12 protein-coding genes and 2 tRNA genes are annotated in these 13,731 nt (G+C 63.5%); 3 read left to right on the forward strand and 11 right to left on the reverse strand.

Annotated features, from left to right (window positions below):
- Window positions 1–105 precede the first annotated feature (105 nt).
- A complete protein-coding gene (locus AC1D2G_RS23325) occupies window positions 106–1,314 on the forward strand; it encodes an NAD(P)-binding domain-containing protein (RefSeq protein ID WP_477416912.1) in 1,209 nt (402 codons plus the stop codon).
- Here the strand turns inward: AC1D2G_RS23325 and AC1D2G_RS23330 are convergent.
- The 9 genes from AC1D2G_RS23330 to AC1D2G_RS23370 form a co-directional block, all read right to left on the reverse strand.
- Window positions 1,293–2,228, reverse strand: a complete 936-nt coding sequence (locus tag AC1D2G_RS23330; protein WP_477416914.1) for a class I SAM-dependent methyltransferase — start codon at window positions 2,226–2,228, stop codon at window positions 1,293–1,295. The genes AC1D2G_RS23325 and AC1D2G_RS23330 overlap by 22 nt on opposite strands.
- 5 nt (window positions 2,229–2,233) lie before the next feature.
- Window positions 2,234–3,220, reverse strand: a complete 987-nt coding sequence (locus AC1D2G_RS23335; RefSeq protein ID WP_477417153.1) for a lipid A biosynthesis lauroyl acyltransferase — start codon at window positions 3,218–3,220, stop codon at window positions 2,234–2,236.
- Window positions 3,221–3,232: 12 nt separating this feature from the next.
- Window positions 3,233–4,261: a zinc-binding dehydrogenase gene (locus tag AC1D2G_RS23340; protein WP_477227505.1), complete on the reverse strand. Its 1,029-nt coding sequence runs from the start codon at window positions 4,259–4,261 to the stop codon at window positions 3,233–3,235.
- Between the two features lie 36 nt (window positions 4,262–4,297).
- Window positions 4,298–5,569: a beta-ketoacyl-ACP synthase gene (locus tag AC1D2G_RS23345; protein ID WP_477304383.1), complete on the reverse strand. Its 1,272-nt coding sequence runs from the start codon at window positions 5,567–5,569 to the stop codon at window positions 4,298–4,300.
- A 51-nt stretch (window positions 5,570–5,620) separates the two neighbouring features.
- Entirely contained in the window at window positions 5,621–6,811 is a 1,191-nt protein-coding gene (locus AC1D2G_RS23350; protein WP_477304381.1) for a beta-ketoacyl-ACP synthase, read from the reverse strand.
- A gap of 56 nt (window positions 6,812–6,867) precedes the next feature.
- Window positions 6,868–7,149: an acyl carrier protein gene (locus AC1D2G_RS23355; RefSeq protein ID WP_477416916.1), complete on the reverse strand. Its 282-nt coding sequence runs from the start codon at window positions 7,147–7,149 to the stop codon at window positions 6,868–6,870.
- Between the two features lie 177 nt (window positions 7,150–7,326).
- Window positions 7,327–8,469, reverse strand: coding sequence for a slipin family protein (locus tag AC1D2G_RS23360; protein WP_477416918.1), 1,143 nt, complete (start codon window positions 8,467–8,469; stop codon window positions 7,327–7,329).
- Between the two features lie 369 nt (window positions 8,470–8,838).
- Window positions 8,839–8,907: transfer RNA gene (locus AC1D2G_RS23365), tRNA-Leu, on the reverse strand.
- 2 nt (window positions 8,908–8,909) lie between these two features.
- Window positions 8,910–8,983 (reverse strand) — tRNA-OTHER (locus AC1D2G_RS23370).
- 269 nt (window positions 8,984–9,252) lie between these two features.
- Here AC1D2G_RS23370 and AC1D2G_RS23375 point away from each other — a divergent pair.
- A complete protein-coding gene (locus AC1D2G_RS23375; RefSeq protein ID WP_477416920.1) occupies window positions 9,253–9,492 on the forward strand; it encodes a hypothetical protein in 240 nt (79 codons plus the stop codon).
- Window positions 9,489–9,959, forward strand: coding sequence for an SRPBCC family protein (locus AC1D2G_RS23380; RefSeq protein ID WP_477416922.1), 471 nt, complete (start codon window positions 9,489–9,491; stop codon window positions 9,957–9,959). Before AC1D2G_RS23375 ends, AC1D2G_RS23380 begins: the two co-directional genes overlap by 4 nt.
- Here AC1D2G_RS23380 and AC1D2G_RS23385 read toward each other — a convergent pair.
- Window positions 9,956–10,504 (reverse strand): histidine phosphatase family protein, encoded by a 549-nt coding sequence (locus AC1D2G_RS23385; RefSeq protein WP_457150920.1) that lies wholly within the window; start codon window positions 10,502–10,504, stop codon window positions 9,956–9,958. The two genes, AC1D2G_RS23380 and AC1D2G_RS23385, sit on opposite strands and share 4 nt — an antisense overlap.
- Before the next feature lie 96 nt (window positions 10,505–10,600).
- Window positions 10,601–13,621: a caspase family protein gene (locus AC1D2G_RS23390; protein WP_477416924.1), complete on the reverse strand. Its 3,021-nt coding sequence runs from the start codon at window positions 13,619–13,621 to the stop codon at window positions 10,601–10,603.
- Window positions 13,622–13,731: the final 110 nt, after the last annotated feature.

The following is a 13,731-nucleotide window of genomic DNA, read 5'->3' on the forward strand; positions in this document are numbered from 1 at the left end:
TTCTTAACCTGGGAATGTTTAGGACGACGGGGTGTCCGACCGGGTTTCAGTCGGGATCAGGCGTCGAGAAAACGGAACCACGAGACCAGTGACATGATCGCTCCCATGCCCAGGACCGATTGCGAGGTGGCTGTGATCGGTGCCGGACCGTTTGGTCTGGCCGTTGCTTCCGCCCTTAAGGCGGCGGGCATTGAAACGATCGCCTTCGGTGGCGCCATGTCTTTCTGGCGCGACCACATGCCAAGAGGCATGCGGCTGCGCTCACCCTGGCATGCGACCTATATCGGCCACACCAAAGGTCCGCTCTCGCTTGATTCCTACGCAGCGGTACTTGGAATCTCGCCGCGCCAACCGCTGCTGCTTGAAAACTTCGTCGACTATGGACTGTGGATACAGGCCCAGGCGGTTCCCGATCTGGATACGCGCATGGTTGGCCGTGTCGAGACGGCGAGGGGAGGGTTTCGCCTCGCCCTTGCTGATGGTGATGCCGTCCAAGCGCGGCGTGTCGTCGTTGCCACTGGGCTGATGAATCAGCAGATGATCCCCGCCGTCTTCAATGGAATGCCCGCCGAACTGGTCAGCCATGCCAGCGAACATGCCGGCTACGAGGCCTTCCGCGGCAAGCGGGTCGCGGTCATCGGGCGCGGGCAGAGCGCCTGCGAATCCGCGGTGCTGCTCAAGCGTAGCGGGGCGGATGTCGAACTTGTCTGCCGTGGCGACATCCATTGGCTCGGGTATCGAACGCTGTCGGGAAACAAAAGCTGGAGTTTGCGCGACTTCGCTTCGGAGCGTCTTGCGTCTCCCTCCAGGGTCGGCCCCTTCCCACTGTCCTGGCTGGTCGAAGTTCCAGGCTTCGTGCACCGGTTTCCGGAGGCAGCCAGAGACGGGCTCAACATCCGCAGTCTTGGGGCCGGCGCGTCAGGCTGGCTGAAGCCGGACTTCGATGGAATAAAGGTCAATGCTGGCAGCAGGATTGTCGGTGCTGCCGCCAAGGACCACGCCATCGAACTGCGGTTCGAGAAGGATGTCGCCACCTTCGATCACGTGCTGCTGGGAACTGGCTACCGGATCGATATCGCCAGGCTCGGGCTGTTCGCGCCCGATGTGCTTGCCGCCATCGCGCGTCGGGAAGGGGTCCCGGCGCTCTCCGCGGGGTTCGAGTCGAGCATTCCAGGCTTGCATTTCGTCGGTGCGAGCGCCGTCGGCAGTTTTGGCCCGCTGATGCGTTTCACTGCCGGCACGCCATACGCCGCGCGCAACGTCACGCGTTTCGTCAAGGCCAGAAGCAAGAGCTACGCTCCGGCGCGAAACTGAAAGACCGCGTAGTCTATGGTTCGGATCGCATCGAGGAAGCCGGGCATCGGCGGCACGGGAAGTTCGATGAAAACGCCGGCCTCGCGGATTGCCGGCCTTGCCCAATCGATGGCGCGATGGCTTGAGCTTCCGTAGACGATGAAGCAGTCCCGCCTGTGCCGTTCAAGCGACGACACGAGATTCTTCAGAACGATGTCGAAAACATCCTTGGAAAAAGGATTGTAGAAATAAACCACCAGCGGCGCATCGGGAAATTCGTAAGCCGCCGCGTCCGCCTCGACGACGCTGAGCGCGCGGCATTTCTGCGACGGATTCGTGAAGTGCCTTATGTTGCTCCTGGCGATTTCGACCAGCTCGCGAGCGAACTCCACCCCGATGATCTCTGCAAACGGATAGCGCGACGCCAGCAACAGCGTCCGCGATTTTCCAGAGCCGATGTCGATGAATGTGCGGCCCTGGAGGTCCTGGGGCAGCGACTTCATGATGAAATCAAAGGTTTTCGGCGAGGTGCATACCGCTTCGTTGCCCTTGCTGCGATGCGGGCCGACGACATCGAGCGCAGCGAGCTGGATCGAACCGGCCGTATCGACATCGTGCCGGCGATCCCATTTTCGCGCGAGGCGGTCGGCGACGATATAGCGGACGTTCCGCAGGACAAAGCCAACGCTCGCGCCGATCCCATGCTGACGAACGAGCCTGACCGGCTCCAGCAAGCCTCGCTGGCGGATAAAGGACCAGGCCCTGCCAAAACGGCCAAACGAGCGGTCTTCGAGCCTATCCCGGTCGGCGCGACGCGTTTCGAGACTAACCATGCAACGGTCCCAGCCGATGAACATCCCTGGGATATCTGCGCCCCGGCCGTTTAAGATTCCCTGACCAACAAAGCTACGAATGTCAGGACCGGTGGCAATCAACGGGCTTAGGCGCCAGCGACAGGCGCTCCCGCCTGCAGGGGCCGCTTTCTGCGCCGGCCGCCGATCTCCCACCTTTTGTGGAACCACATCCACTGACCAGGGTCTTCGCGCACCCAGCGCTCGACCACGTCGTTGAGAAGCTGGGTGGTGGCACGGACGTCGACGATGCCGTCAGCGGTCCGCGGCAAGGTCAGCTTGTCCTCGATCTCGAGCCGGAAGCGGTTGCCCGGAAGCCTGACGCAGCGCGCCGGATAGACGTCGCAGTCGTAGTGACGGGCAAGGGTCCCCAGCACGCGATTGCTCTGGCAGGGACGGCCGAAGAACGTCGTCTCCAGGCCGTTGGTGAATTTCTGGTCGACCAAGACACCGATGTTGCCGCCATTCTCCAAGACCCCGGCCAACGCAAACGAGGCGCCGGCCATCGATGGTAGCAGTGATCCCATGGTCGAGCGGCGCGTCGAGAGGATGTAGTCGGCGAGATAGGGATTGTTGGGAGGGCGAAACAGCGCCGTGATGTTCATGCCGAAGGTCGCGGCGGCCACCGGCAGCAATTCGAAATTGCCGAGATGGCCGGTGAAGACGATGTGCGGCTGCTTTTCGGCGGCGATCTCGATGAAGTGTTCTATCCCCTTGACCTCGACGCGTCCCGGACTGGTGGCGGCGGGATCGTAGTCGAACAGGGCGTCGAGAAAGATGTATTCGGCGGCCAGGCGGGCCATGTTGCCCCACATGTCCGATGCGATGGCCTGGATCTCGGCTTCGCTCTTTTCCGGATAGGCCTTGCGCAGATTGTCGACGGCGACCTGATGGCGCCCGACCCGAGGGCCGACACGGCGTGCGACGCGGTCGGCGAAATTCAGCGCGCTGTCGGCCGGTAGCAGGCGCAGCATCGAGATGATCATCATCGCCGCACGCGCCACCAGCCAGTAGTTCAACTGGCGCAGCTGCCTGCCATAGCGAAATTTGAAATCCCGGCGAAACTTCTTGAACACTGAGGTCAAGCTCTAGTCGACGCGCAGGATGATCTTGCCGAACACGTCGCGGCCTTCCATGCGCTTTAGCGCGGCATCGATATCGTCGAAGCCGACTTCGGTGTCGATGACCGGCGCGACCTGTCCCGCCGCCATTTTCTGCATGGCGTTGGCCATATTCTCCATGCGGCAGCCGAAGGAGCCGAGCAGTTTCAACTGCTGCTGGAACAGCTGCATCAGGTTGATCTGCGTCGAGACGCCAGAGGTCGAGCCGCAGGTCACCAGGCGACCGCCGCGCTTCAGGCACAGCATCGAGGCGGCAAAAGTGTCGGCGCCGACATGTTCGAAAACGACGTCGACGCCCTTCTTCTTGGTCAGCTTGCGCACGACGCCTTCGAAACGGTCGTCGCGATAGTTGATGACATGGTCGGCGCCGAGCGCCCTGGCCTTGTCGATCTTGTCGTTCGAGCCGACCGTGGTGATGATCGTGCAGCCCATCCGCTTCGCCAGCTGGATGGCCGCCGAGCCGATGCCGGAGCCACCGGCATGGACCAGGATGGTCTCGCCTGGCTGCAGCCGGGCATTGTCGAAGAGCATGTGCTCGACGGTGCCGAAGGTGACGGGCGCAACAGCAGCACCGATATCGGTCACGCCGGGCGGGGCGGGGACCAGCAGGCGTGCCGGCAGGTTGATCTTCTCCTGCGCGAAGCCGTCGAGATGGAAGCCGTGAACCCCCGAAACATGTTCGCAGAGATTGTCGCGGCCTTCGCGGCAGGCACGGCAAAGGCCGCAGGTGCGCGCGCCGTAGATCGACACCAACTGCCCGGGCAGCAGGCTGGAAACGCCGGGACCGACCGCCTCAACCTCGCCGGAGGCTTCCGCGCCGACGACCAACGGCAACTTGCGCTTGGCGAAGGCCATGCCGCGCCAGCCCCAGACGTCGATGTGGTTCAGCGCCACCGCCTTGATGCGCAGCGTGACTTCGCCGAGTGCCGGCGGCGGGGGAGGCGGCAGGTCCACCGTTTCAAGACGGCGGTCCTCGATAAGTTGCAGTGCGCGCATGGAGCCTGTCGGTTCTGTTTGGCGGAAAAAGGTCGCTTAGACCGGTTCCCGCGCCATGACAAGGCAAGTGTTCTGGCCGCCGAAGCCGAAGGAGTTCGACAGAACGGTGCGAACCTCGGCATTGCGCTTCTTGTTCGGCACCACGTCAAGCACGATCGCCGGGTCGGGATTGTCGTAGTTGATGGTCGGCGGAATGACGCTTTCGCGCATCGTCATCAGCGAGAACGCCGCCTCGACCGCGCCTGCCGCCGACAGCGTATGGCCAATCATCGATTTGTTCGACGAGACCGGCATCGAGCCGATCCGCTCGCCGAACACTGTCGACAGCGACAGGTGCTCCATCTTGTCGTTTTCCGGCGTCGAGGTGCCATGGGCGTTGACGTAGTCGATCTCGTCTTTGCTCAGGCCGGCATCGGCAAGGGCGGCACGAACTGCGGCGATCGCCGGCGAACCGTCCGGCTTGGAGCGGGTGCGGTGGAAGTCGTCGGCCTTTTCGCCACAGCCGCGCAGGATGCCGAGGACGGTCGCTCCACGGGCGAGTGCTGCTTCCAGCGATTCCAGCACGAGCGCGCCGGAGCCCTCGGCCAGTACGAAGCCGTCGCGGTCCTTGGAGAAGGGTTTCGATGCCTTTTCCGGGATGTCGTTGTGGGTCGAAAGTGCCGACAGCAGCGAGAAACGGATCAGTGCCTCGGCGGTCGCCGAACCGTCGGCGCCGATCGACAGCGCCCGGTCGCATTCGCCGCGGCGGATCGCCTCGACACCGAGCTGGATGGCGGTGGCGCCGGAGGCACAAGCGGTCGACAGCGTGATCGGCAGGCCGCGTGTGCCGAAACGATCGGCGAGACGGTCGGCGATCGAGCCGAACTGTGTGGTCTCGAAAATGTCTGTTTCCTTCAGCCCGCGCGCCACCCGCAGCAGCCTTTCGGCGCCGGCATCCTGTTTGTCGGAATTGTAGAGCGAGAAGCGTTCGGCCCAGTCAAGTTCGACCGGTGGCGAAGCCAGGAAAAGCGGACCGCCGAAATCACTGGAATTGAGACCGGCTTCGGCCACGGCCTCGTGCGCGGCGGTTTCGGCCAGTTCGTAGGTGAGCGGGCTGGCGCCCTTCGAGCTCGACGCCAGGAAGTCGACGGTGCCGGAGATGCGGGTGTTGAGATGGTCGACCGGAAAGCGGGTGATCGGGTGGATGCCCGATTTGCCCGAGGTCAGCGCCGCCCAGTTATCGGTCTTGCCGACGCCAAGCGACGTCACCACGCCGATGCCGGTGACGGCGACGATCGGCCTGCCCATGTGATCGTTCAGATTGGCCATCCGGGAGCCCTCGAGCGTTTGTCGTTGCAGCATGGATCGCGGAACGCCGCCTCAGGCGGCGTTGACCAGCGCCATGCCCTCGAATTGGTGATAGCCGATCGCCGTTGCAAGGACGGTTGCGGGAACGCCTTCGAATGGCGTCTCGGCAGCGGCGTCAAAAACAGGGTAGGCGGCCTTGCGGTCGACGGCGAGTGCGGCCAGCGCCACGGCGAACGGAAACTGCGCTTCCTTCATGTGTCCGGTCAGCGTCGAGAAGCCGCGAGAAGCGATCGCCGTATTGGCATCGAGCGCTACTTTCTCGGCGTCGGTTGCCGCATGAGCGCCCGACGCGCCCGACAGGGCAAGCAGCTTGCCGTTCGGCAGCGCCGCTTGGCTGAGCAGCGCTGCGATCTCGGCGCCGAGTTCTCCGCGCCGCCGCCTGGCGCGGCCGGAGACGACCGGCCCGAGTTCGGCATAGATCTTGCGCCCACGGCTTGTCGCGTGTTCGCGCTGCTCCAGCACCAGGAAGGCGCCACCGGAGCCCGACACCACGCCGCCACCTTCAGAGCCCTGTCTTTGCCAGACCGGCTTCCACGGGCCGCGATGCAGGTAGCCGGCAAGTTCGTAGCCGAGCAGCATGTCGGAATGTTCGGTCTGGAAGGCGCCGCCGACCAGGATGTGGGTCGACTGGCCGGAGCGGATGCGCGCGGCAGCCGTTTCGACGGCGGCGACGCCCGCACCTTCCTCACCCATGAAGGTTCTGGACGAGCCGGTCACCTTGTGGACGATGGAGATGTTGCCGGCGAGCAGATTGGAAAGCTGGGCCAGGAACAGGGTCGGCCGCAGTTCTGTGGTCAGCTTCTCGTTCAGCAGCACGTCGCGGTCGTTGCGGCTTTCGGAAGCGGCGAGAATGGCGGCATCGACCGCTTCGTCACGTTCGCCGCCACCGGCGGCCACAACCATGTCCATGGTCGTGCAGAGTTCGTCATTGCCCTTGATGCCGGCGTCGTCCAACGCCAGGCCGGCGGCATAGGTGCCGAGCCTCTGCCAGGTCTCCATCTGACGCTGGTCGCCGCGCTTGGCGATCTGCAGGTTCCAGTCGATCTCCGGCAGGGGGTGGACGGTGTAGGGCGCGAAACGCGCGGCCTCGAGCACCGGCTGCAGGCCGGGCTGGGCGAGCTTCTGCCAGTGGGCGTCCGGACCCTCTCCCAGCGAGGAGACAAGGCCGATACCAGTGATGACGACGTCGCGGGGGCTGCTCATGGGCGGCTTTGTGGGTCAGGCGGCAGAGCGCGTCAAGATCGCGCGCTCAACTGACGTCAAACAGTCTTGGCGGCGACCAGCGCGTCGATCTTGGCGCACAGGTTCTTCATGACGAAGTAATCGTCGGTCGAAGCCTTGCCGTCATTGACCTCCTGGGTCCACTTTTCCAGCGGCACCTTGATGCCGAATTCCTTGTCGATGGCGAAGACGATGTCGAGGAAATCGAGGCTGTCGATGCCGAGATCGTCGATCGTGTGGCTCTCGGGCGTGATGGTGTCGATATCGATCTCGCTGGTGTCGGCAATGATCTTGGCGACTTTGTCGAACGTGGTGGACAAGAGGCTTTTCCTTCGGTTGCGGGCGGAATCTGTCCGCATGTGTTTGGGCGCTGTCTAATCGGTTTTTCCCGGCAGGAAAAGGCCTGATACGCGGAGCGCAGATGGGTAGGGCGCTCAAGAAACGCAAGAAGGGCCACCGGTCGACCCGGCGGCCCCTCCCATTGACGTTACGTAAGCTCAGCTGTCGCGGAGCTTGACCAGGTCGTTGAGCAGCCCGCCCGTTCCGTTGTGGACGGTCAGCCGCTCGACCTTGCCGGCAATGGTTTCCAGAGCCTCGAGCTCCTTCAGCCGCAGCATCACCGGGTTCTCCGCCATCACCTTGGCCGTGTTAAGCAGCGAACGCGTGGCGTTCGTCTCCTCGCGGCGACGGATGATGTTGGCCTCGGCCTGCTTTTCAGCCGACACCACCTGGTTGAGGATCTCGCGCATCTCGCCCGGCAGGATGACATCCTTCAGGGCGATATCGCTGACCTCCACACCGATCTCCGCCATGTCGGCGCGGACCTTGGCCGCCGCTTCCTCGTCGACCGTCACCTTCTTCTCAAGGATCTGGTCGAGCGTCAGCGCGCCAAGCGTCTTGCGGAAGGCGTACTGCAGGGCACGGTAGAGGGCTTCGGAGAAGTCCTTCACAGCGCTCACCGCCTTGACCGGATCGACGACCCGGTATTCGGCGGCGATGTTGACGCGGATCGTGACGCGATCCTTGGTCAGCACTTCCTGCCCGGCAACGTCGAGCGACTGGCGCTTGAGGTCGACGACCTTGATCTGCACCATGCGTCCGACGTTCCAGAAAGCATGCACGCCCGCCGACAGCGTCCGCACGAGGACACCGTCGATGAACAGCAGTCCGGCCTGGCCGTCGACGACCGGATGGACGGACATCAGTTCCGCCTTCCGGGCCTGGCCGAGCCGGCGCATGACCGCCGCATCGATGGCCAGATCGGCCAACGTGTCGATCAGCGTCACCTTCCACGGACCGGCATCCGTCCACAGCACGAGCTTGCGATCCGGCGCCAGCACGGCATGCAGGTTGCCGTCACGCTCGATGACGGCGACGTCCGTGCGCCCGGTGCGAACGACGGTGAAATGACGCGCGGCTACATCCGGGAGCTTGTCGAACAACGCCTTCTCGTATGCCGAAACGAATTCCGGGTTCTTCAGATCGTGCCGCGACACCTCGAGGCTTCCGCGCCGGTTGGCGAGCCAATGTTCGCCCGGCAGCAGGACAGCCTTGATCTCACCCTTGTAGAGGGTGAGGGCACGTTCGTTTTCCCTTACGAGGACGCGCTCGCGTCCAAGAACCTTGTCGAGAATGGTCATTGTCTTACTCCTGTCGGGCATGGCCCCATGCGAGGCGTCAAGTCATGCGTCGATCTTCCCTTCGTTTCTCGTTTCACATCGTCTCTTGCGTCATGGTCCGGCACGAATGATCCGGGGACTGGTGGCATCAATCCGTGGCGGACCTGCGGGAGCGGATCGCGAGGCAGCGAAGCGGGCGCCGGAGGCCTTGGCCTCCCTTGCCGGCGACGCTGCGCCTTGACCATCACCGCGGGCCTGGCCGCGAGCCGATGGCGTCAGACTTTCAGGATGACCCACGCCCTAAGGCTTGGGCCTTCCGTCAGATCTTCGGCATTCCAGTCCCCGGACCGTTTTTCAGATAACACCGTGGCAGGGTGCTGGCTTATCAGGCCAATGGAGAAGGATTCGAACCTTCGACAATCAGAACCTAAATCTGATGCTCTACCAAACTGAGCTATCCGTGGTGCAGACAGCAGGAATCGAACCTGCGACCTCCGGACCCAAATCCGGCGCTCTCCCGCTGAGCTATATCCGCGATCCCAATCCCCAAAGCGGCGCCGTATACAGGGCGGCAAAGCCGCCTGCACGGGCGGAGACGAAAGCTCCAACCGTTGTGCTCGCTTCGGTTTTCGTGACCGGGTGCGCGCCTATAGCCCCTGCGACGGGTTGTCGCAAGCGGCATTGTCATGGCCAATTTGCGGCTTCTTTCCGTGGTGGCATTTCGGCAACACAAACGGCAGTCGCCGGCGTGCGCTTGTGTGTACCAATGTACCCTGGTACACGATGGCCATGGATATAGAGCGCGTGCAGACAGGGGTTCGCCTGGAAAAGCGGCTGGTGAAGGTCCTCAAGGCCTTGGCTGAACATCGCGACATGAGCCTCGGCGATCTCATCGAGGGCATCGTGCTGCATGCTTTCGAAGGGCAGACGCCGTTTTCGCCGGCGACACTCGAAACAATTGGCCAATTGAAGCGCATCTATGGGCTGGAGCTTGGCGCCGCGGACAGCCACCGTCTGACCGAACGGAAGGGCGAAGGCGGATGACGAGCCATCTTGAGCGTTGCCACAGCATCGTCCTTTCCGGTCCGGTCGATCGCGTCTTTCCGCTGTTCTCGCCGATCGGCGAGACCTTGTGGGTGGAGGGCTGGGATCCGGAGTTTCTGCATCCGCAAGGCGGCGAAACGCAGCAAGGCATGGTCTTCCGGACCGCCCACGGTGATGAGACGATGCTCTGGGCCTGCGCTGACTGGGATCCTGTCGGGCATCGTGTCCGCTATGTCAGGGTCACGCCGGATTCACGTTTCGGATTTGTCGAGGTGGCTTGCCGTCCGGCGGCGGATGGCGGCACCGAGGCATCGATCGCCTACACGTTCACCGCCCTGAACGCGTCAGGCAGGTCGTATCTATCGGCGCTGACGGAGGACGCGTTCGCGCGCATGATCCAGGCGTGGCAAGTCCGCATCGATGCGTGGCTGCTCACCGACGCGTCAGTCGGTCATCACCACGACTAGAATGTGACCCGGCCGAGCACGCGCAGCCCATCGCCCTGCGGCTCGACGACCACGGCTTCGCCTTCGCGGGGCGAGACGCCGGTCAGCGCCACGATGTCTTCCAGATGGGTGACCATGACCAGATTGTCGGAGCCGGAATAGGCGCGGATTTCCTTCATGATCGCCGCGATCTGTGCCGCCTTCTGCGTCTCATCCCCCTTCAGGAGATCGAGCGGCGCAAACAGCTCCGGCTCGGCCTCGAAGGCGATGCGCGCGGTGTCGAGGCAGCGGCAATAGCGGCTGGACAACACCCGCTCGATGGGTGCCGCCCGCGCCGCAAACAAGGCGCCGATCTTGCTCGCCTGCTGCTTGCCGCGCGCCGACAGGTTGACCTGAGTGGCGCAGCTGTCGATGTCGAAATTGGCCGGATCGGTGGTGCCGGTGACCATGGCATGGCGAAGCAGCACGACATGTCCGCCGTCGCGCAACAGCGCCCAGCCGGCGTCCGTTGCGTGGGCCGCGGCCGGGATAGCGAACAGAAGCAAAGCCAACAAAAATCGAATCATAGGCTATCCTTCTCCGGTTCCCGGCATGGGCTCCGGTGACTCGACATATAGGGACGGTAAAGCCAGCCGAAAGACAAGGCGCGGTAGGACAGAGCCCTACTTCTTCGCCAGTTGTTTCTTCACCAGATCGATCTTCTGGTCGGTCAACGGGATGGGCATCGTATAGCCGGCTTCGGTAAAGCCTTGCTTGGCGTTCTCGAAGAATTCGATCGCCTTTCGATATTCGGCCTTGCCGCCGCCATAGCTGGCGCGGTTCCAGTGGATGTCGCCGAGATTGTTCTGTTCGAAGGCCCACTGCATCGGCTGGCTTTCGCGGGTGAACACCTTCAACGTTGCCGTGAAGGCGGCCTCGGCATCGCCGAGATATTTGTCGGTCCGCTGGAGATTGCCGAGGTTGAGAAGGCTCATGCCGATGCCGTTCTGGGCATTGGCCCAGTCGACGGGTGCGGCTTCGACGGTCAACACTTCAAGCGCTGCCCGCCGCGCGGCGATGGACTCAAGCAGGGTCTTCGGGTCGGCGTTGCTCATGCTCAGCCAGTGCAGCGTCGAGCCAAGGCCGGCCTGGGCCAGCGCCCATTGCCGCGGGTTCGTCTCGCGCTTGTATTCGCGCAACGCATCGCGGTAGGCGGCGATCGCCTCGCCATAGTGTTCCGGCTTGTCGGTCACGCCTCCAAGCAGCTGCAGTGTGTTACCGAGATTGTAGTGGCTCATTGCCCAGTCGAGCGGGAATTTCCGTCTGACATAGACCTGTCGGGCGGCCTGGAAAGCCGCCGCCGACTGTTCTAGCCTGGCCGCGTCGCGGGTGCGCTGGCCAAGCGTCTGGTAGATCGAACCGAGATTGTTCTGCGCCGACGCCCAGTCCATCGGAAAACGCTGCCGGGTAAACACCGTCAGTGCATCGTCATAGGCCGCTGCAGCCTCCTCGAGCGCGCTGGTGCCCAAGTCGAAGCGGGCGACGCCACTCAGCGCATTGCCGAGGTTGAGCCGGCTGGTGGCCCAGGAGACCGGGAAGGTTTCACGGGTTCGCACCTCAAGAGCGGCGCGGAAGGCGTCGGCCGCCGCGTTGATCTTTTCCTTGTCGTTGAGCTGGATGCCAAGCGACACAAGCGTATTGCCGAGATTGTTCTCGACCATCGCCCATTCCACAGGCGCCTTTTCGCGCGTGTATTCCTGAAGCGCCAGCCGGTAGGCCGCCTCCGCTTGCGTCAGATGCTCGCCGGCGGCCTCGCGCTCGGACAGTGCGTAGAGCGCCAGGCCGAGATTGTTCTGTGAAGCGGCCCAGTCGAGCGGCACCTTGTCGCGCGGGCGCTTCTCGAGGGTGGCCCGCATTGCCGCCACCGCTTCATTCAGGCGCTTTGGGTCGCTCTCACGTTCGCCGATCTTCAGGAGCACATTGGCCAGGTTGTTCTGCGCGGCAGCCCAGTTGAGGTCGTCCTTCTCGCGCTCGAACACGATGAGGGAATCGCGAAAAATCTGTGCCGCTTCGTCGAGATGAGCGGTTTCGGTCTCGCGCTCGCCGATGGTCTGCAGCACCACCGCCATGTTGTTGCGGGTGATCGCCCAGTCGCGATTCTGTTCGCCGTTGGGGATAAAGTTCAGGATGATGCGATAGGCCTCGATGGAATGCTGCAGCGCCTCGAGATCGCCAGAGGCATAGCCGAAAGCATTCAACGCCTCGGCTTCCTGGTTCTTGTAGTTCCAGCGCAGCTTGTCGTCCCATTTTTCGGCCAGCGAAAACGCCTTGGCGTAGTCGCCGGCGGCGGACTTATAATCGAAGACCAGCGCCGAGGCATCGGCGCGCCTGGCGTAGATCGCGGCATCGGCAAGGCGCTTCTGCTTGACGAGATCTTCGGCTTCATCGACCGCAGCGCCTGCCTGCTCGACCCGGCCGACCGCGTCATCGAGGAATTTGCGCGCCGTCACGATGGCGCCCTGGGCGATGGCCTCGTCGGCGGACGCGACGAGGCGCTTGATCTCGGGATCGTCGGTGCGCAACGCCGCGCGCTCGGACATCATCTTCTTCAGGCGCTCGGCCTGGGCGTCGAGCACCTTTTGCAGATCTGTTGGATCCTCGGGGATTTTTTCCGTGCCGAGCGCCTTCAGCACGCCATAGAGCGCGTCGAGCGGCACGCCCTCCTGCAGCGAGGCCAGTTCCACCTGGGCCCGCTTCGGGTCGGGCAGGTCGGAAATGGTCAACAGCAACTGCCGCCGCTCGCTGGTGATCAACCCGTCGTCGCCGGTCGGCTCCGGTGGCGCAATGCCGAAATAGAGCAGGCGGCGCAGGCTCTCATTGACCCAGGGGCGCTGCTTGGCCTTGGTGTCGAGGTAGACCTCCTCGGTCACCATGCGCATGACCGAGCCGAACTCGGTGCCTTTCATCGCCGCGAGGTGGCGCAGCAGAGCGGCCGCGTAAGGGCTGTTTTCGCCAACCGCGCCATCGAGTGCCGGGCGACCGGGTTCGGCGGCGAAGCCGACCACGGTGCCCAGGCTCGCGTCTGCCGCCGCCGCGTTGCCGAGGGCCTTGGCACCACGCACCGGCTCCAGGCCGCCGGCGCCAATCGGCGAGGCGGAGGCGGTCGGGGCGCGCCGCACCACTGCGTCCGCCGGAAACGGATTTGTGCGGCATGCATCGAGCAGCACGATCGTAACCGGCACGGTCGTCTTCAACGCATCCATGACGGCGGAAATCGGCACCAGGGCCGCGTCAGCATCTTTCAGGGACGATATGTCGGCATCGACCGGCACCAGATAGTTCTCGCCGCCGGCCTCGATGCCATGACCGGAATAATAGATGAAGGCGACATCCGCGCCTTCGGCATCCTCCGTGAAACGCTCCAGATCGCGCTTCAGCTTGGTGCCGTCGCGGTCGGTGACGTTGCGAGCGTCGAAGCCAAGGTCGGTCAGCATCTTGGCCATGTCGCGGGCGTCGTTGGCCGGGTTGGGGAGGGCGGCGATGTGTTCGTATTTCGACTGGCCGATGATCAGCGCCACACCCTTCAGGCTTTTCGTTTCGACGGCCTGAAGCGCTGTCGCGGCAAGGCAAAACAGGGCAGTGGCGAAAGCTGTCAGCCACGCCTGCCGGAAAAGATTACGCTTCGAAGTTTCGACAAAGGCCATTTGTCGTTCGCGCCCGCCCCGATGATCCAAACCCTCTATAACGCTGCCAGCCGACCATGATCAAATTCAGGCGCGATTGCGCCACGACCGTGGCTCGCCTATCACGGGAA

This window comes from Mesorhizobium sp. P2_C7 (genome assembly GCF_056404515.1).